The following is a 23,729-nucleotide window of genomic DNA, read 5'->3' on the forward strand; positions in this document are numbered from 1 at the left end:
CGAGGGGATTTACTCGAGTAGGAATAAATATTTATCCTCACGGTTCCTAGTGGGGGGCATGAAAGCCATCGCAGTCACGCCCGGGGCGGGTGTCCCCGAAGTCGTCGAGCGGCCCGTTCCTGAACCGTCTCCCGGCGAAGCGCTCGTGCGGATCTGTCGCGTGGGCGTCGACGGCACCGACTACGAGGTTATCGACGGAACGCACGGCGGCGTCCCCGACGGCGACGACCGACTGGTCCTCGGTCACGAGGCCGTGGGAATCGTCGAAGACGCGAACGGAACGGCCCTCGAGGAGGGACAGTACGTCGTCCCGACGGTTCGACGACCGCCCGCGGGCGTCGAGACCAACGGGTACTTCGAGCGCGGCGAGCCCGACATGGCACCCGACGGCGAGTACGTCGAACGCGGCATCGTCGGGGCCCACGGGTTCATGGCCGAGTACATCACGAGTCCGGTCGACTGCCTCGTCCCGATCCCCGCCGAGCTAGCGCAGTGGGGGTTTCTCGTCGAGCCGATCAGCATCACCGAGAAGGCGATCGAGCACGCACGCGCGACGCGCTCGGCGTTCGACTGGCGGCCCGAGTCTGCGCTCGTCCTCGGCACCGGGTCCCTTGGGCTGTTGACCACCGCGATGTTCGCGGAAACGCTCGGCTACGAACGCGTCTACTGCCTCGGCCGAAAGGATCGACCGCACCCGACGATCGACATCGTCGAGCGGCTCGGCGCGACCTACGTCGACTCCCGCGAGACGCCGGTCCCCGAGATCCCGGACGTCTACGAGTCGATGGACGTCGTCTACGAGGCGACCGGCTACGCGAAACACGCCTTCCAGTCGATCGAGGCGCTCGCACCCAACGGCGTCGCCGCGCTGCTCGGCGTCCCCGACGACTGGTCGTTCGAGGTCGACGGCGGCCGACTCCACCGCGAACTGGTCTTGCACAACAAGTCCCTCGTCGGTAGCGTCAACTCGAACCGGCGACAGTTCGAGGCGGCCGTCGACACCCTCGCCGGGCTCCCCGACTGGCTGCTCGAGGAGCTCGTCTCCGGCGTCTACGGGCTCGAGTCGGTCGACCGAGCGTTCCCGGAAGCGACCGCGCGCGTTCCGGCGGCCGGCGGCAGCACGGGTTCGGATTCGGATGACGATACGACTATAAAAACGGCGGTCGAATTCACGAGTATATGAAAAACGTCGACGACCTGATCGAGAGCGCGGCCGAGCTCGCGGCTCGGGGCCTCTCGAAGGGCGAAATCGCCGACGAGCTGAACGTCTCGCGGGAGACCGCGAGCTGGCTCGTCGAGCGCAGCAGTACCACCCCTCAGCCGACCGAACCCTCGACGCAGCAACCGGAGAGCGGTCCGAGCAGTCCGCAGGACATCCACGTCGACTGGTCTGCGATCGGCCGGGACAGCAAACGGATGAGCGCGATCGCCTCCGCGATGGCCGATATGCTCGCCAAACACGGCGAGGACGTCGACCTGACGATCGGCATCGAGAAGGCTGGCGGCCCCATCGCCACGCTCGTCGCCCGGGAACTCGAGACCGACCTCGGGACCTACACTCCCGCGAAACACCAGTGGGAAGAAGGCGACATCGAGGAACTCGGCGGCACCTTCTCGCGGAACTTCGCTGGGATCCGCGACCGCGAGTGTTACGTCGTCGACGACACCATCACCAGCGGCACGACCATGCGCGAGACCATCGAGGCCATCCGCGCCGACGGCGGAAAGCCGCTAGCGTGTGTCGTCCTCGCCGACAAACAGGGGCTCGAAGAGCTCGAGGGCGTCCCCGTCTACTCGCTGTTGCAGGTCATCAGCGTCGGCAAAGACGAGTAGCGGTCTCCCGCGCCGACGAACGCGATTTTTCGCTCCGGTCCAGGACTCGAGTGACGATGGCGCGATTCGATCGGGACGGCACGCCCGCTGGCGGTCGCGTCCCAGGGCGGTAAAAAAGGCGAGTTCGGAACGGCGCGGCGACGGTCAGCCGTGAATGCCCATCGCTTCGATCTGTTCCTGATACCGGTTCCGGATCGTCACCTCGGTCACCTGTGCGACGTCGGCGACCTCGCGCTGGGTCTTCTTCTCGTTGCAGAGCAGCGAGGCGGCGTAGATCGCGGCTGCGGCGTAGCCCGTGGGTGACTTGCCGGAGAGCAACCCTTCCTCGGCCGTCTTCTCGATGATCTCGTTGGCCTTGGTCTGGACCTCTTCGGACAGTTCGAGTTCAGAACAGAAGCGCGGGACGTACTTTTTCGGGTCGACGGGACGCATCTCGAGGCCGAGTTCCTGCGAGATGTATCGATACGTGCGACCGATCTCTTTGCGTTCGACGCGGGAGACTTCCGAGATTTCCTCGAGGCTTCGCGGGATCCCTTCCTTCCGACAGGCCGCGTACAGCGCGGAGGTCGCGACGCCCTCGATCGAGCGCCCGCGGATGAGGTCTTCCTTGAGTGCGCGGCGGTAGATGACCGATGCGACCTCGCGGACCGAGCGCGGAACGCCGAGTGCGGACGCCATGCGGTCGATCTCGCTCAGCGCGAACTGGAGATTTCGCTCGCCGGCGTCTTTGGTTCGGATACGCTCTTGCCACTTGCGCAGTCGATGCATCTGACTGCGCTTCTTCGAGGAGATCGAGCGGCCGTAGGCGTCCTTGTCCTTCCAGTCGATGGTCGTGGTCAGTCCCTTGTCGTGCATCGTCTGGGTCGTCGGCGCGCCGACGCGGGACTTCTCCTGACGTTCCTGGTGGTTGAACGCCCGCCACTCCGGGCCGGGATCGATCTGTTCTTCCTCCACGACGAGCCCACAGTCTTCACAGATGAGCTCACCCCGGTCGGAGTCCTTAACGAGATTATCCGATTCACACTCGGGACAGGCACGTACCCCCTCCTGATCCTCGGTCTCGTCCGTCTCGCGCGTTCGCTCCCGCTGGCGGGTGGACCGTGTCATCGCACTTTTATAGTAGTATCACCATACTATATAAACGTTCGGGAAGGAGTTTCGCCACCCGAGCCGTATCGCCCGAAAACAGCGGATACAAGGGTTGAAAGGCGAAGTTTACGATTCGGAATCGGAAACTCTTTATCCGGGTGCGGCCGATCAGGGAGACGAATGCCGGTTATCGAGTGCGACGTCGAGGCAGCTCGCGAACGGCTCGAGGAGGCGGGTGTCGCCGTCGACTCGGGGAACACCGACCACGAACGCTGGCGAGCGAGTCGCGGATCGGCGACCGCCGTCGCCTACGACGACAAAGTCGTGGTCCAGGGGTCGAACCCGCGCGAGCTCGAGGCGCTGCTCAGGGAGAGTGGTGGGCGCGCACACCTCTATTTCGACGGCGGCTCTCGCGGGAACCCCGGGCCGGCCGGGATCGGGTGGGTGATCGTCACCGGCGACGGGATCGTCGCCGAGGGCGGCGAGACCATCGGCCGTGCGACGAACAATCAGGCCGAGTACGAGGCGCTGATAACGGTGCTCGAGGCCGCGAACGACTACGATTACGACGAGGTCCACGTCCGCGGCGACTCCGAACTCATCGTCAAACAGGTCCGCGGCGAGTACGACACCAACGATCCCGAGCTCCGCGAGAAGCGCGTGACGGTCCACGAGCTGCTGCAGTCGTTCGACGAGTGGACGCTCGAGCACGTTCCGCGCGAGGTCAACAGCCGTGCGGACGAACTCGCGAACGAGGCGCTCGATCGAGCGTAGCGCCGGCGGCAAGAAGCGGACCGAATCGGCAAGGGCAAAACCGCTCGAGTGCGTACGATCACCCCATGAGCGATCGGAACGCGATCGACGCCGGCGGAGACGGGGGCGAGGCCGAAGCCGACGGGGAGCTCCCCAGAGGCGTCGTCGACGAAATCGAACGAGTGACCCGACTCGAGCGCGCTGCGGTCGACGACAACGAGGTCGAGGCCTACGAGAATCGACGCGACAAACTCCTCGACGAGCACGGCTTCACGTCTCGAGTCCGCGACGACGACGGCGACGACGTGCTCGTGTGCCACCCCGAGGAGTGGCACGAGGACGGCATCATCAGGACCGACCGCATCGACGACATCGACCGCGCGGTCGAAGTCCCGCTCGAAGGGACGGACGACCCGGACGACTGGGAGGCGGTCGACGAACACAACCGAGCGGTCGTCGCGGACGTCAGGGAGGCCCACGGCGACATCCACGGCGACAACGCGGCGATACTCGCGGACTTCGCGGGCAATCACTACGCGAAGCCGATGGAGTCCCTGACGAGCGAGGAGCTCGCGGAGTTTCGGACCGAGTACGTCGTTCGGAACGCCTGGCCGTCGGAAAAACAACGGGACGTGATCGCGGAGTCGATTCGACTCGTCTTCGAGGCGGTCGACGAGCCGGTCCCGAAGCGGTAGTTCTAGTAGCTGTTCTCGACGATCTCGCTGATCTCGTCCGCGCGGTCGTCGCCCGTGACGACCTTCGAGAGGGTCCACTGAAGCCCGTCGAGGACGGCGTCGTAGCCGTCGTCGGTCAGCGAGTACTGGTTGGTCCGCTTGTCGAGTTCGCTCTTCTCGACCAGTCCGAGGTCGACGAGTTCGTCGAGGTTGGGGTAGAGTCGACCGTGGTTCACTTCCGTCCCGTAGTAGTCCTCGAGTTCTCGCTTGATCGCCAGCCCGTACATCGGCTCCTTGGCGAGGATGACGAGGATGTTGTTCTGGAACGCCGTGAGTTCGCGCGCGATACTCTGTTCGCCGGTGATTGATTGTGCCTCTGACATACGTGTGCAAATGTCACCAGACTATTTAAGACTTGTCAACTATTCCTTCGTATCAGCCGGTCGGACAGCCCGAGATCGGCCGCAACATTGCCGGGCACTGGTGTATGTGCCCGTTTCGCGTTTGTCGATTATCTGGCAACCGTCACGTGAATACTGACACTCGATTACGAAAGTACTTTTTGATCGACCGTGGATTCTCCGGTACATGGTCAACCTCTGGGAAGACCTCGAGACCGGACCGAATCCGCCGGAAGAGATCTACGCCGTCGTGGAGTGTCTCAAGGGCGAGCGCAACAAGTACGAGTACGACAAGGACGTACCGGGCGTGGTCCTCGACCGCGTCCTCCACAGCAACGTCCACTACCCGAGCGACTACGGGTTCATCCCGCAGTCCTACTACGACGACGAGGACCCCTTCGACGTGCTCGTTCTCGTCGAGGACCAGACGTTCCCCGGGTGCGTCATCGAGGCCCGTCCCGTCGCGTTGATGAAGATGGACGACGACGGCGAACAGGACGACAAGGTCATCGCCGTCCCCTCGGAGGACCCGCGGTACGATCACATCGAGGATCTCGACGACATCCCACAGCAGCAACTCGACGAGATCGACGAGTTCTTCGCGACCTACAAGAACCTGGAGGAGGGCAAGGAAGTCGAGACGCAGGGCTGGGAGGACAAGCAGGCGGCCTACGACGCGATCGAGCACGCCCAGGACCTCTACGACGAGCACTTCTAGACACACCGTCGCGTGCGGTGTGACCCGTTCTATCGGTTCCGTCGGTGCTCCCACGAACCGAGACTCGAGCCGTCCGCTCGCGTCGATTCCCGAGAGTTATCTGCGCCCGTCGGGCAGATGCGTTATGAGCATGGGTAATTTTATCCCCGGTACCGACGTAGTGATTCCCGTATGGCAGCATCCAACTCCCCGCGAACACCGTCGGCCGACGATGCGACAGACTCCGCCGCCGGCATGGCCCACCTCACGGTCGTCCCGACCAACTTCGATCCCGAAGACGCGAACGACAGCGACGAGTAGCCGCCGACCGTCCCTCGGACGCGGGCGGCTCAGCGAGCCCAGCGCTCCCGATCGGCGTCCTCGGCCGGACCGTTCCGCTCACTGGTCGGCGCGGCAGCAGTCGGCGACGAGCGATACCGCGATCACCGTTGTGTCAGGCATTCACAAGACACTGTCTCGAAACGAACCTTCTTGTATGCGGTCGGACTACGTCCGTCCATGGGTCTGTTCGACCGAATACGGGGCGACGGCGATCCCCGGGTCGCGTTTATCGGGGTCGACGGCGTGCCGTATAGTCTCCTCTCGGAGAACGAGGAACTGTTTCCAAACTTCGCTGCGCTCGCCGACGAGGGGACCGCTGACGAGATCTCGAGCATCGTTCCGCCGGAATCCAGCGCCTGCTGGCCGTCCCTGACGACCGGGATGAACCCCGGAGAAACGGGCGTCTACGGCTTTCAGGATCGGGAAGTCGGTACCTACGACACCTACGTCCCGATGGGCCGCGACGTCCAGGCCGACCGCGTCTGGGACCGCGTTCAGGAAAACGGCCGCAAGGCGACGGTCATGAACGTCCCCGTCACCTTCCCGCCCCAGCGCGACGTCCAGCGGATGGTTTCCGGGTTCCTTTCGCCCGGGTTAGACAAAGCGGCCTACCCCGACGACGTCCGCGACTACCTCGAGACGCTCGATTATCGGATCGACGTCAATCCGAAACTCGGTCATCAGGAGGACAAATCCGAGTTCATCGAGGACGCGCACGCGACCGTCGACGCCCAGTACGAGGCCTTCCAGCACTACATCGAGGAGGACGACTGGGACCTGTTCTTCGGCGTCTTCATGACGACCGACCGTGTCAACCACTTCCTCTTCAAAGACTACGAACGGGACGGCGAGTACAGAGAGGAGTTCATCGACTTCTACCGGAAGGTCGACGACTATATCGGCCGCCTCCGCGAGTCGCTGCCCGACGACGTCACGCTGATCGTCGCCTCCGACCACGGCTTCACCAGCCTCGACTACGAGGTCCACTTCAACGAGTGGCTCCGAGAGGAGGGGTGGCTCTCCTTCGAGACCGACGATCCCGAGGAACTGAGCGACATCGCCGACGACACGATGGCCTACTCGTTCATCCCCGGCCGATTCTACATCAATCTCGAGGGCCGCGAACCCCGCGGCTCCGTTCCCGAGGACGAGTACGACGCGGTCCGCGACGAACTCAAGGCCGACCTCGAGGCGCTCGAGGGGCCGAACGGCAACGCGGTCGTCGACCGGGTCGTCGAGAAGGAGGAGGCCTTCCGCGGCGACCACGACGACATCGCGCCGGATCTGGTCGCGATCCCGAACAAGGGTTTCGACCTCAAGTCCGGGTTCAAAGCCGACGCCGAGATCTTCGATACCGGCCCACGAAACGGGATGCACAGCTTCGACGACACGTCGCTGTACATCGACGACCCGGACGCGACGATCGAAAACGCCGACCTGTTCGACATCACGCCGACGATCCTCGACCTCATGGACGTCGACTACGGCCGCAGCGAGTTCGACGGCGCGAGCCTGCTCTGAGGCTTCGAGCCGCAGTCGCCGCTCGAGCCGTCGTGGTCGACCCTCCCGATTTCCGAAACTAATTTTCGTTTCGAGACCGAAGTCGGTGGTATGAACGACTCGGCTATCGTCGGCGGATGTCTCGCCGTGGCGGTACTCCTCGCCGGAATCGTCAGCGTCGTCACCGAAACCACCGCGGTGCTCGGCCTGACGCCGGTCGGGTTCGGTGTCTATTTCGCCGTCGGGATCGGGCTGCCGCAGTTCCTCCTGTACAGGAACAGCGGGTCGTCGCTCCAGCTCGGCCTGTCGATCCTCGCGGTCGTCGGTGCCGCGGTCGCCGTCATCGCCGGAGTCGTCACGGGAGCGCCCCACGACGAGTGGGGGCTCGGACTCGTAACGATCCTGCTGGTCGTCGTGGTCGGGAACCTGCTCGGGGCCGTCACGCGCGAGTTCCGCGCCGGCTTTCGATCCGGGACGTGACTCGAGGGGACCGCTCGAGTCGTGCGTCCGTCGACGTGTAATCGGCGGGAGTGCGGCCGATAACGGGTATCCCGGCCCGCTGTCCGAGAGCACGAACCCAGTGGCGGCGTAAGCGAGCGTGTCGTGTGGCTGTGAAGACGGCCGACGATTCGAGATCGGGATCGAACTCCTCCCGGGAGCTATCACCGGTGCCGACCGGAATTCGAGGGCGTTTTCCGGCCGGCAACGAACCGGCGGGCATGGAAGAAGTCATCCACGCTCGCGGCCACGAGCACGTCAGCGCCGAGCACGCGAGCACGTTCGAGGTGACGACCGACGACTATCTCACCCCCGCGGGCGACTGTATCCTCGCGATCGAAGCCGATCGCGCCCCCGCGGACTTCGATCCCGACTTCGCCGCGGCCTGCCGGGACGCCGACGCGGCGATCACGGTTACTGTAGAGGCCAACGGCCACCGCGAGTCGGTGACGGGGCGGGGCAACCCCGACCTCGAGTTCACCAGCGAGCGCAGCGCGGTCGGACGGACGAGCGACTACGTCGACGATCGGACGATCGTAAACGGTGCCGAGTTCGCGGCCGAGGGGTTCGACCGCGACCTCGTCGCGGCGCTGGCCGACGGTGCCGAAGCGACGGTGACGATCAGCGTCGAGTGACCGGCGGCGGCCTCGACGAACGATCGCGAGCCGTCGATTCCGGCGCGGTTTTGTCCCGCGAGCCCGAACGCGACGGTATGAGCGACGATCCGGAGCCCGCCGTCAACATCAGCGGCGGCACGGAGGGCGGCGGCGCAGCGGCCGAGTTCGACCCCGCGACGGCCGACACCCGCGCGGAGACGGTCGTCGACCGACTCGGAAACCTGTTCTGGGAAAAGACGTACGGCGGGCGGGACGCCTTCACCTGTCTCGTCCGGACGATCCTGAGTCAGAATACCAGCGATACGGCGAGCCAGCCGGCGCACGACGCGTTGATCGACCGATACGACGCCGACGGCGTCGATCTCGCGGAGTCGCTCGCGAACGCCGAACGATCGCAACTCGCCGAGACGATCAGTTCCGCAGGACTCTACAACCAGAAATCGGAAACACTCATCCAGACCGGCGAGTGGGTCCGCGAGGAGTTCGGCTCCGCCGCAGCGTTCGACGACTTCGTCAAAGACGAGGAGCCGGCGATCGTCCGCGACACGCTCCTCTCCGTCCGCGGCGTCGGGCCGAAGACTGCCGACTGCGTCCTGCTGTTCGCGGGCGGTCGCGGCGGCGTCTTCCCCGTCGATACGCACGTCCATCGGATCTACCGTCGCATGGGGATCGCACCGCCCGAAGCCGACCACGAGGTGGTCCGCGAGGTCCTCGAGCAGGACGTCCCCGCCGCGAAGTGTGGCTTCGGCCACACGGCAACCATCCAGTTCGGCCGCGAGTACTGCACGGCGCGCAACCCGGCCTGTCTCGAAGATCCCGACGCCTGCCCCATGGCCGACCTGTGCGAGCAGGTCGGCGTCTATCCCGCGACGGACGAGGTCGTCGATCCCGCCGAGACGCTCGAGTGAGCGGTGCCGACGGCGACCGACGTCGGAGTCAACTAGTCGTCCGAGCACGCGTCTCCGGGTCGATCGCGAGACGGCGGGTTTATACAACTGTTTTTGTATATGTGAAACGATGGTTGAATTCACGGATGCCGACCGGAACGCGGTCTATAGGGCGATCTACGCCCGGCGCGACATCCGACGGTTCGCCGCCGAACCGATTCCGGACGCGGTCCTCGAGCGGCTCGTCGAGGCTGCACACCACGCGCCGAGCGTCGGCTTCTCGCAGCCGTGGGATTTCGTCGTCGTCACCGACGACGAGACGAAAGCCGAGATCGCGTCGATCGCGGATCGCGCCATCGCGGCCGCTCGCGAGGGTTACGAGGAACCGAAGCGGACCGAGTTCGCCGAATTGAAACTCGAGGGGATCGGCGAGTCGCCGGTCAATATCTGCGTGACCTGCGACCCGACGCGGGGCGCACCGCACGTACTCGGCCGAAGCTCGATGAAACGAACCGACGTGTACTCGACGTGTCTCGCCGTGCAGAACCTCTGGTTGGCCGCCCGCGCGGAGGGCGTCGGCGTCGGGTGGGTGAGCGTGCTCTATCCGTCCGAGGTTCGGGACGTACTCGGCATTCCACCCCACGTCAAGCCGGTCGCGTACCTCTGTCTGGGCTATCCGGCGAACGGCTTCCCCGCGGAGCCCGTCCTCCAGCAGGAGGGGTGGCGCGACCGGCTCGAGACGGACCGGCTCGTCCACGAGGAGACGTGGAGCGACGACCTGGCGGGTGCGACCGACGGTGAGCGGACGCTCGGTTCGTAGTCGACGGAACGGATCGACGGGGCCGGCCGATCGACGGCTGCTCGGCGGCGGCGACGCGCGCCGGTGCGCCGCAGAACTGGTCAACATAAATACGGCCCGTCCCAACCCTCGGCCGAACGACCGTGTCGTACGACAATCACACGCCCGACTCGAGATTTCGATCGCTGATCGATCGGTTCGGCTTTCCGCACCTGTTGACCGCGACGCTCGCGCTGGTCGCGGCGACGATCCTGCTAGGTGTCGCGGCGAAAGCGACGGGCTCCGGACTGGCCTGCGAGGCCAACTGGCCCCAATGTGACGCCGGTCCGTACAACCTGTTGCCGGGGAGTCTCCCGAGTTTCTACGAGTGGTTCCACCGGTTCGTCGCGATGTTCGCCGGGTTCGCCATCGTCGGTTCCGCGCTCGCGGCGTGGCGGCTCCCCGATATCGATCGGCGCGTCGTCGGACTGGTAGTCCTCGGGATGATCCTGACGCCGGTACAGGTCGCGCTCGGCCGCGAAACCGTCACGCAGTACACGATGGACATCCTCTCCCTGCACTTCTGGACCGCGGTCACGATCTTCACGCTGTTCCTCGTCGCGACCGTCATCGTCTGGACACCGCGCCTGACGGGGACCCACGTCACCGGTGCGCTGGCGCTCGGTATCGTCGCGCTGCCGGCACACGTCGTCCTCAGCCCCGTCGTCGACGCGGGCATCGCGACGTACTCGCCGACGATGCAGTTGACGCAGTACGCCGTGACCCTCACGCTGCTCGGCGCGGCGATCGTCGCCGCGATGGTCGGTCGGCGACGCGTTACCGGCCGCGCCCTCGCCCCGTTACTGGTCGCACCGCCGCTGGTGGTCCTCGTCCTCTTCTTCGGCCGGCAGGCGGTCAATCCGGCGCTCGAGGCCCCCTATCTCGTCGCCACCACGGCACTCTTCGTGACGTTCGTCGCCGGGATCGTTCTCGTTCGGCGAACCGGCGGCTCGAGCGGGACGAACGAGACGCTCTCGCCGTAGCTCGGCCGGCGGACCCTCCGTTTTCTCTGGTCCCGGTGCGCCGATCAGCCGAACGCGACGACGATTGCGGTTCCCGTCAGTACGGCTCCGATACCGAGTCCGAGCAGGCCGTAGTTGGCGAAGGGGTTCGCCGCCGTCGTCAGATCCGCGGAGTAGCGACGACGCGAGATGGGCCAGAACGGACGGATACCCATCGGTGTCAGGGCGTCGACGAGGAGGTGGGAACCGATCGAGGCGAATCCGACGAGGAACGCGAAGCTGACGAAGCCAGCGTCCGCAAACGCCGAGGAGGCGTCGACGAGGACGGCGGACAGGGCGGCGAGTCCGGCACCCGCAAGCAGCGCGAACGGGATCGTGTGCGTCGGGCCGCGGTGGTCGATCAACGGGAGCCGGTGATCGTAGTCGGGAAGCGTCGAGAGGGCCACACAGACGAGGCCGCCGACGATCGCGACCTCCGCGTGCCCCCACAGGGCGACGATGGTGCCGAGCGGCGCGTACGCCAGGAGCGCCCCACCGTAATGGCCCACCTGATACATGTACGACAAAAAACGCAACATCGAGTGATAAAATCACCGTATCCGACCGCTCCGACCGACCGTCCGTCCAGCGGATCGTCGGACGGGCGGTTCGACCGGCCGGGGGAGGTTCGTCCGGCCGAGATGCCAGCCCGGGTTCCGTCTCTCTGCTGCAACCGCTGCGGTTATGACCAGCGGCCGCCTTCCACCGTGCGTGAAAAACGTCACCGACAGGACGAGCAACCCGTTCGGACTGCGACCGCCATTCGATCGCTCCGATCCCGACGACCGGACAGCCGTCTTCGGATACGGTGATGCCAACGCCGACTTCCACGTCGTCGGCGACTACCCCGGTGTCCACGGCGGCGAAACGACCGGCGTTCCCTTCACCGAAACCGAGGACGGACTCGCCGTTCAGGACGTCGTTCGCGAGGTCGGGTTCGCGAGCGGACCGCGGAACGAGCTCGCCCTCGAGAACTGTTTCTGGAGCTACGTCCACATGTGCAGCCTTCCGAACGGCCGGCGGCCAACCGACGAGGAGTACGCCGAGCTCGAGCGGTTCTTCGATGCCGAACTCCGCGCGATCAACGCCCACATCCTCCTGCCGGTCGGGGCGCGGGCGACGGATCGCGTCCTCCGGGAGTACACGACCCAGCGACACCGGTTCGACCTCGACATGGCAGCGCTGCACGCCCGCGACATCCGCGGTCGCGGGTTCCTCGTCGTCCCCATTCAGGAGCCCGTGGAGTGGACCGACGGCGACCGCGAGGCGATCGTCTCGAAGATCGAAGCGCTGCTCGCGAGCGATTACCGGCAGACGAAAGGGGTCGCGACGACGGTCGGCTGACCGGCGACCCGCTACGACTCCGTCTTCGGCGCGAAGACGACCAGCGCCGTACTGTCCTCGACCGCGTACGGGGAGACGTCCCGATCGCCGTCGAATCGGACGACGTCCCCCGGCTCGAGGTCGTAGGTGTCGTCGCCGAGCGTGAGTTCGACGGCACCGCTGAGCACGTGCAACACGACGTTCGATTCCGGGTGGCGGTGTTTCGGGACGCGCTCGTCGGCCTCGAGTCGCAATCGAACGGTTCGAGGCGTGGGATCGTCGAATACCTCGGCGTGGGGCGCCTCCTCGAGGGCGGAGAGGGACGTGACATCGGGCATAGGCGTAACCTGTTGGCCCGGGAACTTGTGCCCGCGGGCGAACCGGTTCGGGACGGCGGCGGGTCGCGATCACGGCGGCCCGGTCCGCACCGGGACGGGTCACAGTCGGCCGCGACCAGCCGTCGGCCGCAGCGGAACGGTGAGCCCGCGCCCACTAGGCGAATAGCGTCTACCTCCGCAAGAGGCCGTCAGTCCGGCCACCGGCGAACCGGAGGTGCCAGTCGACCAACCGTCTGCCGGCGGTGGATCACTCCCCTCCTGGATCGAGTCCGTTTAAGTAGTGTGAGAGAACATGTTCTCGGGGCTTCCCGATCGAGGGGAACTGGCTCGCCCCGTTATACGTCGGCTGTTCATACGCTCAGTTGTTATGAGTGACCGAATCGGCGCACCCGGATTGGGGCTATCGCGACGGGAATTCGTTGCAGCGACCGGCGGCGCGGCGGCCCTGACCGGCCTGGCGGGCTGTACGGGCCAGGGTGCACAGCAGGAACCCGAACCGGCGAGTTCCGACGAGGAGTCGACATCGTCGTCCGAACCCGAGCTTCCGTGGACGAGTTCCCCGGAGGTCGTGCAAGTCGACGAGCGGGGCGGCAGCGTGACTCTCCAGTCCGTAACGGCTCGACACGCAGTCCACCCGATGGATTCGATGGGCGGCCCCGTCGAACTCCCGCGGGTCTGGGCCTTCAAAGCCGACGACGGGACGCCGAGCGTTCCGGGCCCGATCCTCCGGACGACCGAGGGCAACGACATCGACGTCACCCTCGACAACACGGGGGCCGACCACCCGCACACGCTGCACTTCCACGGCGCGAAGAAGACCTGGGAGAACGACGGCGTCCCGACGACGACCGGTATCACGGTCAATCCGGGCGAGAAACACACCTACACGATCCCGGCGAACGTCCCGGGCACGCACCTCTATCACTGCCACTACCAGACCCATCGACACATCGATATGGGGATGTACGGCATCTTCCGCGTCGATCCGAAGGGGTACGAACCCGCCGACAAGGAGTACTTCTTCACCCTCAAAGACTGGGACTCCCGCGTGAACCGCCAGCTGGCGGGCGAAGACGTGGACTACAGCCCCCGCAATCGCAACCCCGACGTGTTCACGATCAACGGGAAGAGCCTCCCGCGAACGCTTCACCCCGAGGAGGGCTCCCCGATCATCGTCGATCACGGGGACACCGTTCGCCTCCACATGGTCAACGCGGGCTACATGTCCCACCCGATGCACACGCACAACCACCGCTTCCGCCTCGTCGAGAAAGACGGCGGGCAGATCCCGGACGCGGCCCAGTACGAACAGGACGTCACGAATATCGCGCCCGCGGAGCGCCACACCGTCGAGTTCGAAGCCGACGCCGACCCCGGGATCTATCTCATGCACTGCCACAAGGTCAGCCACGCGATGAACGGCAACTCCTATCCCGGCGGGATGGTCAACGGGATCGTCTACCGTGACGCGATGGACACCGACGTCTTCGCCGATCTCATGACGTACGCGGGCTACGAGGGCTGACAATCCGCGAACGGACACCGGCCCGGCGCGATCAGCACGGGTTCACGGTCGACTTTCCGTTTCTGTCCGGCCGTCCGATCCGCCAGTCGCCGGTCCCACGTCGGCGAGCCGTCGCCGCCCGGTCGCGGTGATCTCGTACCGTCGGCAGCCGAGCGACCGGACGGCCGCCGCATCGCGGAGCCGGTCGCACGCCTGTTCGACCGCGACCGGATGCTCGTCAATCTCCGCAGCGAGATCCACGGCGTACTGCGGTGTATCGACGAGCGCGTCGAGAATCTCCCGCTCGAGGTCGGTCCGGGACATCTATCGCCGTCGGTCCTCCTCGTAGGCGTCCAGAAGCTCCCGGTATCGGTTCCGCACCGTGACCGAACTGACCCCCGTCTCCTCGCCGACGGTGGCCTGGGTGACGCGTTCGTTCGTCAGTCGCGCCGCCCCGTAGATCGCCGCCGCCGCCAGCCCGGCCGGGCTTCGGCCACTGTGGAGATCCCGCGCTTTGGCTGCCTCGAGAATCTCCCGAGCCAGCCGCTCGGCGTCGTCGCTGACCGCGAGTTTCGAGGCGTACTGCGGGAGGTAGTGGACCGGATCGGCCGGTTCGATCTCGAGGCCGAGTTCGCTCGAGAGGTAGCGATACGCCCGCTGAATGGGGAGCTTGCCGACTCGACTCACCTGCGCGAACGCGACCAGCGTCCGCGGCGTGCCGTGACGCCGAGCGGCGGCGTACAGGCAGGCGGTCGTCATCGCTTCGATCGACCGCCCCGGAAGCAGGCCCTCGTCGACGGCGCGCCGATACAGGACGCCGGCAGTTTCGCGACACGGCTCCGACAGTCCGAGCGCGGACGCCATGCGCTCGAGCTCGCCGAAGGCCTGTTTGAGATTGCGTTCCTGAGCGTTCTTCGAGGTGAAGCGCTCGTTCCAGGTCCGCAGTCGCCGGAGCTGTTGGCGCTTCCGCCCCGAGATCCGGTTGCCGTACGCGTCCTCGTCTTGCCAGCCGATCGTCGTACTGAGGCCTCTGTCGTGTCTGAGCGTCGACACCGGTGCGCCGACCCGGCATCTGTCCGCGTCGTCGTCGAGATTTCGCCACTCCGGGCCGTAATCGATGACGTCGGCATCGAGTACGAGTCCACACTCCGTACACGTTCGTTCGCCGTGTTCCTCGTCGCGGCGGATCGGGCCCGCACACTCCGGACACTCCAGCCGCTCCGACCCCCGCTGTTCGGGAGCCGACTCGCGCTCTCCGTTCCGGGTCGATCCCTCGGTCGCCGTCTCGACGATCGTTTGACTCATTGGTCTGTCTCCGCCGGAGCCGGACTCCGGCCGTGTGATGTTCTCACTCGGAGTGGAGTGGAGCGAAGATATCAACGACCGGTGGATTCCCAGCCCGTGGGAACGGTCGGCGACGTACTTTTTCTCGAGAGGCGTCCCAGTGTACCCCGAGAGGGGCAACGTTTAGTCGCGCCGAGACGACAGCACGGACAGATGGACCGCGACGGGGACCGGACCGGAACGGCAGATGGGGTCGGCGGCGAGGCCGACGTCGAAGCGGACGACGACCGTGTCGCGCTCGGACTCGCGCTACTGGCCCGCCTCGAGCACGAATCGCTCTCGCTCGCCGACGCCGTCGACCGGATCGAGACCGTCACGTCCGATCCGACGGTGACGCGGACGATCCTGGATCAGGCCGAACTCCGCGGTATTATCGAGCGCGACGACGGCGTCATCCGCCCGAAGAGCAGGCAGTACGTTCGGTTCGAGCGAGACGTCGTCACGAAAGAGGGGGAGTTTTCCTGTCGGCGCTGTGGCTCCGGCCTCTCGACCGGCTACTTCATCGACCTCGAGGCCGGCGAACTCGGTCCCTTCGGCTCCTCGTGTATTCGAAAAGTAACGGGACGTGACGGCTAGCGCTACCGGCCCTGCCGGAGTTCCGCGATCAACTGATCGATCGTCTGCTGTTGTTGCTCGATGAGGTCGCTCTGCCGTTCGACCGCCGTCTCGAGCGCATCGAGCCGCTCGAGGAGTTCGGGATCGGTTTTCGGTGGGGCCGCCGACTGTTCCGGGCCCGACGCAACCGGCGCACCCCCGGCGGCGTTCGATGCATCGGTCTCCTCGAGAATCGAATCGATCTCCGCCGCCGTCGTCGCTCCATCGCCGCCGCGATCCGAAGCGGAACCGTCGGTCGGGGCCGCTCGCGCCGACGACCGGCCGTCGCTCGCGTCGCCCTCCGTCGACGCGACCTCCTCGGTCGCGATATCGTCCGTCGCCCCTTCGGCGAGCGGATCGGTCGATTCCGCATCGGCCGCCCCGGTCGTCGCCTCGGTTGTCACGTCGGAATCGTCGGGTTCGGGCGGGTCGGCATCGAGGGGATCGACGCCACTGCCGAAGTCGACCGAACTCTCGCTGCTGGCCGCCGCTTCGTCGTCGCTCTCACCGACCGTCTCGTTGAGCTCCTCGAGCGAGCCGACGCCGTGGTAATCGAACAGCGCGCGCTGGAGTCGTTCCCGGAGGTCGTTTGCCTCCTCGTTGGGGGCTTTGATCCGCTGGGGGCGGCCGTTGGCCGTGAGGACGATCTGGGTGGCGACGCTGCCGTCCTCGAACGAGAGGTTGGTTACGTCGTCGAAGTGGTACTCCTCGAAGTCCCCGTCCCAGACCGCGCCGCCGATGTGTTTGACGAGTCGATCGCTCGTGATGATCAGCGTCAGTTCGCTGAATCGGTAGGTCTTGACGACCGTCTCGCCGGGATCCGTGATCCCGTTCCCGTTCAGTACGCCGGCGAGGACGGGATGGAGCACGTCGTCGGTCTTCCCCGCGGGCACGGAAAACGCTCGGTCGCCGTCGAGGGCGTACTCGAGCGTGAACTTCGTCTTCCGCCGACCCTCCGAGATGCTCAGCCGGTCGGCATCGTGAGGGTATTCGTCGGCCGATTCGTCGCTCAGGAGGCCGTCGGCGCGGTACACGATCGTCCTCGTGGGAGTGATGAAAATCTCGTCATCACTGCCGAGGGAGACCCGCGCCGCGATCTCCTCGCCATCGAGAGTAGAGTGAACGATGCCGGGAACGCTCATGCAGCGCCCTTCGTAACACCGTCTCATAAATCCGTGGGTCCACTGTCCACTATCCCACGTATCCGTGGGTCCGCGTTGCACAGCGGATCCGAATACAAAGGTTAAAGAAACGGACCGCACTACTCGTAATCGAGCCCGGGTGGCTTAGCTGGACATAGCGCCGCACTCATAGGGTTCAGAGATTCGGTGCGGTTTCGCCTTGGAAGCCTCCGTGTCCCTCGAGGACTGCCGAGCCTCGGACCTGGGACATGCGGAGATCGAGGGTTCGGAGCCCTCCCCGGGCACTGGCTTTCTACGTGACGTCACGAACGGAGTGAGCGACGAGTCTGAAAGCCTACGGGACGGGGCGACGACCCGTCGGTCCTCGAGAGTGAACGAAGTGAACGATCGAGGGCACGGAAGAGCGAAGCGCTTCCGGAGGTTCGGAGCCCTCCCAGGGGGCTTATCAAATTTTGTACACCCACATGTAAGAACCCCCTCCCAAGAGCGCGAAAATCTCGTCTTCCACGTTACGAGACTGTAGTCTCTGAACTATCTCTTGCAATAGCGACTTCGAAAAGCGGTGTTGCGGCGTGAGCGCCGCCACCGACGGATTCGGGACGTCCTCGAAGCAACTGACGAGAACATCCACCGGACGGATACCTACGACGTCATGGGAAAGCCGAAGAGTTAGTCGGCGATCGCGATCTCTGCCGCGTCCAGCAAGAACTGCGTTCGAATTTGAAGAACACGCGAGTTATGGTGGAGACAGCGACCAAGCACCCAGGAACAATCGCTAATACCCAAGTGAATCGTACAATCACACAGTCTAAGAACTCTACGCGAAGCGAAGGAGGTGGTGACTCGTGACGACTGGCTACGTGGTCAATCTCGACAATGGCCACAATGGCGACTGCGTCGAGAGCCTCCTCGACGTCACGTACTATGGTGAAACGTTCGACCCGGAAGCCGCCAATCGTGAACTCCGCGCGGTCGATCGAAGCCACGACCACCCGCACAACACGCTCTGCTTCGACTGTTCAATGGCCGACTCGCGAAAGGTCCGCGGCGCAGTCCGAGGTGAGCTCACGGGATGAGCGTCTTCGAAGACGCTCTCGAACTTCTGCGCAATGCCCTCGAGCACGACGACATCGAGATCGTCGACGGCTTGGCCTCGATCGACCCACTGGAACCAGCCGCGGCACTCTCCACGAACTAAAGCCCATGAGCCTCCCGGAAGCCCCCTGACACCGACGACTTGCGCCGAATGCGAAGTACAGTGTGGTTGCTCTCGAGGCCACCAGCGGGACGCTCGGTTGTAGCGACCTCCAAGAGCGAACTGCCCTCCCCGATGAAGCACGTGACCAACTCGAGGAGGCCGACGTTATCCATCGTGACCCCGCCGCTAGCGACTTACGGTTCATTCAGGTCGAATTAGTAGGCCCGGTCCATGGGAAATTAGGTTACTAAATAACCGAAAGCTATAATATGGTGGTGTAGAATGTTTAAAACGTCATGCCAGATGACAGAACACGGCGGTCAGTTTTGCAAAAAGGAGCACTCGCAACAGTAGCTGGCAGCGGGTTGATCCTTGGATCACAGTCTGCAGCTGCTGCTGAAACCTCAGACTACACACTACGAGTCGAGCACGTTGGTACTGAGGAACCCATCCAGTATGGCATCGGTATCAATGCCGGTGACGGAAACGCGGGAATCAGTGCGGAACAGGTAGATACTAACGCCGAGTTTCGTTCAAACTCGGAGTACTTCCGGGTTATCTGGGCAACGAATATGGGTTCTGGAGACGTAGACATCGTTACATGTGAGAACTGTGAAGATCCCGACCCCGTCCTCTGGGAACCTTCCGCAGACCACTATGTAGTATTCCAAGACGACGAACGAATCCACTAAACTAGATCTACATAGGAACTTCATCATCGTCCCATTTTTCGTGGAATATAAACCGTAGTGATAGATGCCATTATTTGTATCCGCTGGTATATGGCACGAATATTACGAGGCGGGAAGCCCGCGGTGTCTGAGCAATAAGCACAGAGACTGCGCATGCACTTATCGGTATCAACTCGACTTACCGTCACGAGAATAATACGATCGCTGCAAGGGTGTCGAGTCGGCGACTGCGTCGCTGGCGATGATCTCGTCCGCCCTACAGCGTCGCTTTGCTTAATACGATGTCCATAGTGTCATTCACACCAGCAGACGACCACGTCTCGCCACAGCGAGCGTTCGACCGACCCGTTTGGCACAACCCTCGCGTGTGTAACGGTTAGTGTTGAGCACGTCTAGGAGGTCCGTTTTGAGCATGTCTGGGAGGTCCAGGAAGGAACGTTCAGCGACGGTGTTTACGACCACGCTGTCGAAGACCGAAACCGGACACCACAGGCTAGCCTCGAGCAGGGTGTCGTCGATCACGACGAGCGCGGAGAGAAGCCGTCGACGCCACCGATGACGACCTGTCGGACCTATGCACGAGTCGGCTGCTGGACCGACGACAACGCACTCTCGAAAGTGCAGGCGCTTCGTCTCATCGGGCTACTCGCTCATCGGCTTGGCGAACAGGACCTCGAGTTCGACGAAGGAACTCCGAAAGGGTGTTCGACTGTTCAAAAGTCGCGAGGACATCCAGGGCTATGATACTGGAATCTTCCGCCGACCAGTCAACCTGGCGACCCAGCGAGAATGACGATGATACAGAATCTTACCGGCTACGACCTCGACCCAGACGAACTGCTCGAGAAACCGCACCAGGACGCTCGGGTCCTCCGCCTCGCCGAGGCTGCTGTTCGAATCGGACGCTCTCGCGCTTCTGACTGGCGGGGTATCGTCGACGACGACGTCGCGACGCTCGATCCGCCGCCGTCGGCTATCGAGGTCGTCGAAGCACTCGCCTGTAAGGATTCACGCCAAACTAGATTCTTTCCTACGAGCACGGCGACGAGATTACAAACTTCGTCCGCTTCCATTATGACCTAAACGTCTTCCCGGAACGACCGTTCGTCAGCACCACGTTCGGATCTTCGCCGACGGCACACTCGAGGCCCACGAGGAGACGTTCGACCGCGAGGCCGGCACTGCTGCAGTCCAGACGGGCTTCGAGGTCGCGGGAGTCGAATCGAGGTGCTCGAGGAGTCTCGATAGATGCCATGTCTGTCAGAGCAAAACCCTCTGATCCGCTTGACCGCGCGAAGATCGAACTCATCTGCTTGGGGAGGACGCTGATGCCCGACAGCGAGACACTCGAACGGACGATCGGAACGCTCGTGCTGTTCGGCGTCTGGGCGGTGATCGTTCTCCGGGGTCGATCCGGTACGCTACGAGATCCTCATCGGGACGACCGCGATCGCATATCAGCCGGCGGCGATCGAGTGTAACCGCTCAATAGCGGTATTTGTGGTGGCTTTCGCTCAGAACGGCAACGCGCGATAAAATAGGGTATCAGGGCCGGCGTGAGCCGGTGATTCTACGGCTTAGTTCTGGCGGCGGAGTGCCAGCATGGCAGCGCCGAGCAGTGCGACGAGAGCGACGCTGACACCGAAGCCAGGCGTCCCGTCATCGTCGTCACCGTCGTCGCCGTCCTCGCCGTCTCCACCGTCGGAGCCGTCTCCGTCGTTGTTGTTGTCGTCGTTGTTGTTGTCGTTGTTGTCGTCGTTGTTGTCGTCGTTGTTGTCGTCGTTGTTGTCGTCGTTGTTGTCGTCGTTGTTGTCGTCGGAGCCGACAGTCACGGTACCGTCGTCGGTAGCATTACCAGCGTGGACTTCCCAGCTGATGTCGCCTTCGGCGCTCGTGTTGAGATCGTAGCTCTCGGTGAACTCCTCACCGGCCTCGAGCTCGAGCGACTGGTTGTCGACGGTCTCGCCGTCGATGTCGACATGGTAATCGACCGTCTGGGTGGCGTCTGCGTTGTTCGTGACGGCCACGTCGAGCGTGGCGCTCTCGTTGACCTCGACAGTCGACGGCGCGTCGCCCTCGACGTCGATGGTGGAATCGGATCCGCCATTGTTAGTGTCTTCAGTGAGAGTAACGCCCTTGAGCACGTCTTTGACCTTGCCGTCCAGGGGATCTTCGACGGAGAGTTCGAAGGTGACACCAGGTTCTTCCTCGCTGAGGTCGAACTCAACGGCGAACTCGTTGTTGCCGTCGTCACCGGCGGTGACGAGTGCGTTTTCCACCTGAACGAAGCTACCCTGGTCGTTCGGCGAGTCGGCTTCAGCGGGGAGCTCCGTCCCGGGTGCGACCGTGGTCGTCCCCGTTGCGGTTGCGTCCTCGGCTGCCGGGAGCGAGTCGATATCGTCCCACTCGAATTCACGGTCTTCGTACGTGAGCGTCGATTCCTGGCTGATTGCCGCATCCTCGTCAGGCACGTAGGTGTTCTGCTGCGTGACCTTGAACGCGAAGTCGTAGGTCTGGCCGGTCTCCAAGTTATCAGGGACTTCGACCGTGAAGACGAGGTTGCCGCTGTACTCATCGACGGTGATGCCGGTCAGGCTGAGCTGGTTGTCAGCGTCAGTGCTCGAGTTCCAGACCGTCGCGTCGTTGATCGGACCGGAGCTCTGTTCGGAGAGTTCCACGTAGATGCCCTCGTTGCTAAGGGCCGTCTGGAGGTCATCGTCGGAGTCCGAGATGTCCTCGACGAGACCCTCTGCACCGAACTCCTGGGCGTTGACGACGAGGTGGTCGGCTTCGGCGATCATGTTCGTGTCGGTGACCGTGGTGTCCTCGTAGTCGTCGAGGTTCTCCAGCCTGTCACCGGCGGGTGCAGTCTGCAGTGTCGTGTCACCGATTGTCGTCCGCTTGTTGACGTCGAGACGATCTCGGTCGTGTTCGTTCGCGAGCTCGTAGTTCTCTGCGATTTCGTCACCGACGGACAGGTCCCAGTTGTGATCCGGGAACGGAGCGCCGTCTTCGAAGTTGTCCGATTTGTAGACGTTGGAGTCAGCGATCTCGGCGTCGGAACTGCTGTGGACGCTCCACGGGTCAGTGTGGACGTCGTACGTATCGAACTGGAGGACGACCTGCTCGTCCTTAATGTTCTCGAGATCGACGTAAGTGGCGTAGCCGTCATCCATGCTACCGAGGGTGACGGCGGCCGAGTCGCCCTGGCCGACGTCGAGCGTGATGTTCGCGACGCCGCCCTGTTCGACCGAGTCAACGTTCTCGAAGCTGTAGTCGAGTCGGGAGTCGACAACGTCGACCGACGCGTTGTCGGAGCCCTCGGAGTCCGTCACGTCGAAGTCGAAGTCGTACGAACCCTCATCGACATCAGCGAAGTCGACGTCGTACGTCGTGTCGTCGCTAACCTTGAGGGTCACGACGTCTTCGTCGCCGTGGTCGATTTCGCTAGCCGCTGCGTCCGCGAACATCGTGCTGAGGTCCGATGCGTCGAAGCTGTCAGACGAGACGTTCACGTACTGGGTGTCTCGGTCGGAGGAGACCTCGAGGGTGGCCATGCTGTCCTGCGTGACAGCGTCACGGGAAAATTCGATATCGAGGTTCTCAGTCTGCGCACGGAATGCCGCTCCGTGGAAGGTTCCCCCTTCGTCGTCGTGGACGTTGATGTGGTAAATTGCGTCTTCTTCCAGACTATCGGTCTTGAGGGTAACGGTTCCGTCGGTTGCCTGACGGGTTTCGACCGTATCTGGGTCGTCGGAAGTGTCGGGGCCTTCAGCGATGGAAACGAATCCATTGAAGCTCCCGTCGCCGACGTTCTCGAGCGTGATTTCTTGACCGATCCATACCTTGTCGATCGACCCGTCACTGAACGTCGGGCCGGAATCATAATTCGCAGCTGTTGGGTCCTTCGCTGCTGCGCCGCCCGCGAACGCTGCGGACATGGCGACAACGGAGAGAACCATAAGTGCGGCCAGGATCACTGCACGACCCTTTTCGCGATAGGTTGCGTCGTTTGTCATTTATTGTTGTATTGATGTCGTCTGCTTAGTTAGCGCGCGATTCGGTGGAAGGCGACTTCCAGCATCCTGTCGACACATCGTCGCAGACCTACCAGCCTCCTGGGTAGGGGTAGTAGGACGTCTACCAACGTCCCGCATAAGTCTTGTGTTCTAACCATTATGGCATAATATATATTCGGATTCAATTATAATGGATCGGCATAGCCCATAAATTACTGCTATATGCAGACTGTGCGCCACTTTCCGACCTGCCTGCTTCTTTATAATATATAATTTGGTATAGTTAGGAAATTATAATTTTGTGTGCAACGACACCCCTTACACGACGGTCCACGCCGTACGAAACGAAGCAACCGAGTAAGCGATGGCTCATCCGTTCCTGCAACGAACTGCCGGAACGTATCGTTTCATTCGACACCGAGTAGTAGCGTCGCCGTCCGACTGG

The 23,729-nt window shown here is 63.6% G+C and carries 26 protein-coding genes and 1 tRNA gene; 19 read left to right on the plus strand and 8 right to left on the minus strand.

Features of this window, described 5'->3' with window-relative positions:
- Window positions 1-58 precede the first annotated feature (58 nt).
- Window positions 59-1,183: a glucose 1-dehydrogenase gene (locus BMX07_RS04260; RefSeq protein ID WP_090614150.1), complete on the plus strand. Its 1,125-nt coding sequence runs from the start codon at window positions 59-61 to the stop codon at window positions 1,181-1,183.
- The gene (gene gfcR, locus BMX07_RS04265; RefSeq protein ID WP_090614153.1) at window positions 1,180-1,833 is read left to right on the plus strand and encodes a transcriptional regulator GfcR; all 654 of its coding nucleotides are present in this window, start codon (window positions 1,180-1,182) and stop codon (window positions 1,831-1,833) included. Before BMX07_RS04260 ends, gfcR begins: the two co-directional genes overlap by 4 nt.
- A gap of 144 nt (window positions 1,834-1,977) precedes the next feature.
- On the opposite strand, the gene BMX07_RS04270 is transcribed toward gfcR, so the two are convergent.
- Window positions 1,978-2,940, minus strand: coding sequence for a transcription initiation factor IIB (locus BMX07_RS04270; RefSeq protein WP_006184711.1), 963 nt, complete (start codon window positions 2,938-2,940; stop codon window positions 1,978-1,980).
- Between the two features lie 162 nt (window positions 2,941-3,102).
- Between BMX07_RS04270 and rnhA the strand changes: the two genes are divergently transcribed.
- Together rnhA and BMX07_RS04280 are read left to right on the plus strand one after the other, a co-directional pair.
- Window positions 3,103-3,696 (plus strand): ribonuclease HI, encoded by a 594-nt coding sequence (gene rnhA, locus BMX07_RS04275; RefSeq protein ID WP_090614155.1) that lies wholly within the window; start codon window positions 3,103-3,105, stop codon window positions 3,694-3,696.
- A 65-nt stretch (window positions 3,697-3,761) separates the two neighbouring features.
- Entirely contained in the window at window positions 3,762-4,370 is a 609-nt protein-coding gene (locus BMX07_RS04280) for a DUF7108 family protein (RefSeq protein ID WP_090614158.1), read from the plus strand.
- 2 nt (window positions 4,371-4,372) lie between these two features.
- On the opposite strand, the gene BMX07_RS04285 is transcribed toward BMX07_RS04280, so the two are convergent.
- Window positions 4,373-4,732 carry a PadR family transcriptional regulator gene (locus tag BMX07_RS04285; RefSeq protein ID WP_090614162.1) on the minus strand — a complete coding sequence of 120 codons (360 nt, stop codon included), beginning with the start codon at window positions 4,730-4,732 and terminating at the stop codon, window positions 4,373-4,375.
- Between the two features lie 205 nt (window positions 4,733-4,937).
- On the opposite strand from BMX07_RS04285, the gene BMX07_RS04290 reads away from it, so the two are divergent.
- The 8 genes from BMX07_RS04290 (at window position 4,938) to BMX07_RS04320 (ending at window position 11,112) form a co-directional block, all read left to right on the plus strand.
- Window positions 4,938-5,468, plus strand: coding sequence for an inorganic diphosphatase (locus BMX07_RS04290; RefSeq protein ID WP_090614165.1), 531 nt, complete (start codon window positions 4,938-4,940; stop codon window positions 5,466-5,468).
- A gap of 171 nt (window positions 5,469-5,639) precedes the next feature.
- The gene (locus tag BMX07_RS25395; protein ID WP_281246921.1) at window positions 5,640-5,768 is read left to right on the plus strand and encodes a hypothetical protein; all 129 of its coding nucleotides are present in this window, start codon (window positions 5,640-5,642) and stop codon (window positions 5,766-5,768) included.
- Between the two features lie 198 nt (window positions 5,769-5,966).
- Window positions 5,967-7,310, plus strand: coding sequence for an alkaline phosphatase family protein (locus tag BMX07_RS04295; protein ID WP_090614168.1), 1,344 nt, complete (start codon window positions 5,967-5,969; stop codon window positions 7,308-7,310).
- A gap of 90 nt (window positions 7,311-7,400) precedes the next feature.
- Window positions 7,401-7,769: a hypothetical protein gene (locus tag BMX07_RS04300; RefSeq protein ID WP_090614170.1), complete on the plus strand. Its 369-nt coding sequence runs from the start codon at window positions 7,401-7,403 to the stop codon at window positions 7,767-7,769.
- A gap of 239 nt (window positions 7,770-8,008) precedes the next feature.
- Window positions 8,009-8,422 carry a DUF371 domain-containing protein gene (locus tag BMX07_RS04305; RefSeq protein ID WP_090614174.1) on the plus strand — a complete coding sequence of 138 codons (414 nt, stop codon included), beginning with the start codon at window positions 8,009-8,011 and terminating at the stop codon, window positions 8,420-8,422.
- Window positions 8,423-8,499: 77 nt separating this feature from the next.
- Entirely contained in the window at window positions 8,500-9,312 is an 813-nt protein-coding gene (locus tag BMX07_RS04310) for an endonuclease III domain-containing protein (protein ID WP_090614871.1), read from the plus strand.
- 109 nt (window positions 9,313-9,421) lie between these two features.
- The gene (gene bluB / locus BMX07_RS04315; RefSeq protein ID WP_090614177.1) at window positions 9,422-10,111 is read left to right on the plus strand and encodes a 5,6-dimethylbenzimidazole synthase; all 690 of its coding nucleotides are present in this window, start codon (window positions 9,422-9,424) and stop codon (window positions 10,109-10,111) included.
- Between the two features lie 122 nt (window positions 10,112-10,233).
- Window positions 10,234-11,112: a COX15/CtaA family protein gene (locus BMX07_RS04320; RefSeq protein ID WP_090614180.1), complete on the plus strand. Its 879-nt coding sequence runs from the start codon at window positions 10,234-10,236 to the stop codon at window positions 11,110-11,112.
- A 44-nt stretch (window positions 11,113-11,156) separates the two neighbouring features.
- On the opposite strand, the gene BMX07_RS04325 is transcribed toward BMX07_RS04320, so the two are convergent.
- Window positions 11,157-11,648 carry a metal-dependent hydrolase gene (locus tag BMX07_RS04325; protein ID WP_090614183.1) on the minus strand — a complete coding sequence of 164 codons (492 nt, stop codon included), beginning with the start codon at window positions 11,646-11,648 and terminating at the stop codon, window positions 11,157-11,159.
- A gap of 193 nt (window positions 11,649-11,841) precedes the next feature.
- Here BMX07_RS04325 and BMX07_RS04330 point away from each other — a divergent pair, with 193 nt between their 5' ends.
- Window positions 11,842-12,474 (plus strand): uracil-DNA glycosylase family protein, encoded by a 633-nt coding sequence (locus tag BMX07_RS04330; protein WP_175480033.1) that lies wholly within the window; start codon window positions 11,842-11,844, stop codon window positions 12,472-12,474.
- A gap of 11 nt (window positions 12,475-12,485) precedes the next feature.
- Here BMX07_RS04330 and BMX07_RS04335 read toward each other — a convergent pair whose 3' ends face one another.
- The gene (locus tag BMX07_RS04335; RefSeq protein ID WP_090614190.1) at window positions 12,486-12,791 is read right to left on the minus strand and encodes a cupin domain-containing protein; all 306 of its coding nucleotides are present in this window, start codon (window positions 12,789-12,791) and stop codon (window positions 12,486-12,488) included.
- Between the two features lie 367 nt (window positions 12,792-13,158).
- On the opposite strand from BMX07_RS04335, the gene BMX07_RS04340 reads away from it, so the two are divergent.
- A complete protein-coding gene (locus tag BMX07_RS04340) occupies window positions 13,159-14,316 on the plus strand; it encodes a multicopper oxidase domain-containing protein (RefSeq protein WP_090614193.1) in 1,158 nt (385 codons plus the stop codon).
- Window positions 14,317-14,358: 42 nt separating this feature from the next.
- Here the strand turns inward: BMX07_RS04340 and BMX07_RS04345 are convergent, their stop codons facing one another.
- Entirely contained in the window at window positions 14,359-14,619 is a 261-nt protein-coding gene (locus BMX07_RS04345; RefSeq protein ID WP_090614195.1) for a hypothetical protein, read from the minus strand.
- Complete coding sequence (locus BMX07_RS04350) at window positions 14,620-15,600, minus strand: transcription initiation factor IIB (protein WP_090614198.1); 981 nt, start codon at window positions 15,598-15,600, stop codon at window positions 14,620-14,622.
- 192 nt (window positions 15,601-15,792) lie between these two features.
- Between BMX07_RS04350 and BMX07_RS04355 the strand changes: the two genes are divergently transcribed.
- The gene (locus tag BMX07_RS04355; protein ID WP_090614200.1) at window positions 15,793-16,215 is read left to right on the plus strand and encodes a DUF5830 family protein; all 423 of its coding nucleotides are present in this window, start codon (window positions 15,793-15,795) and stop codon (window positions 16,213-16,215) included.
- 2 nt (window positions 16,216-16,217) lie between these two features.
- On the opposite strand, the gene BMX07_RS04360 is transcribed toward BMX07_RS04355, so the two are convergent.
- Complete coding sequence (locus BMX07_RS04360) at window positions 16,218-17,375, minus strand: DUF7115 domain-containing protein (RefSeq protein WP_090614204.1); 1,158 nt, start codon at window positions 17,373-17,375, stop codon at window positions 16,218-16,220.
- A gap of 133 nt (window positions 17,376-17,508) precedes the next feature.
- Here BMX07_RS04360 and BMX07_RS04365 point away from each other — a divergent pair.
- From BMX07_RS04365 to BMX07_RS23530, 4 genes are all read left to right on the plus strand, one after another.
- Window positions 17,509-17,659, plus strand: a tRNA-Met gene (locus BMX07_RS04365).
- A gap of 561 nt (window positions 17,660-18,220) precedes the next feature.
- Window positions 18,221-18,451 (plus strand): hypothetical protein, encoded by a 231-nt coding sequence (locus BMX07_RS24175; protein WP_175480034.1) that lies wholly within the window; start codon window positions 18,221-18,223, stop codon window positions 18,449-18,451.
- The gene (locus BMX07_RS25400) at window positions 18,448-18,573 is read left to right on the plus strand and encodes a hypothetical protein (RefSeq protein WP_281246922.1); all 126 of its coding nucleotides are present in this window, start codon (window positions 18,448-18,450) and stop codon (window positions 18,571-18,573) included. The genes BMX07_RS24175 and BMX07_RS25400 overlap by 4 nt, the downstream gene beginning before the upstream one ends.
- A 296-nt stretch (window positions 18,574-18,869) precedes the next feature.
- Window positions 18,870-19,265: a hypothetical protein gene (locus BMX07_RS23530; protein ID WP_139210794.1), complete on the plus strand. Its 396-nt coding sequence runs from the start codon at window positions 18,870-18,872 to the stop codon at window positions 19,263-19,265.
- A 1,577-nt stretch (window positions 19,266-20,842) separates the two neighbouring features.
- Here the strand turns inward: BMX07_RS23530 and BMX07_RS04380 are convergent.
- Window positions 20,843-23,284 (minus strand): BGTF surface domain-containing protein, encoded by a 2,442-nt coding sequence (locus tag BMX07_RS04380; protein ID WP_090614211.1) that lies wholly within the window; start codon window positions 23,282-23,284, stop codon window positions 20,843-20,845.
- Window positions 23,285-23,729: the final 445 nt, after the last annotated feature.

The sequence above is a fragment of the Natrinema salaciae genome (assembly GCF_900110865.1).
In the GTDB taxonomy this organism is placed as follows: Archaea; Halobacteriota; Halobacteria; order Halobacteriales; family Natrialbaceae; genus Natrinema; species Natrinema salaciae.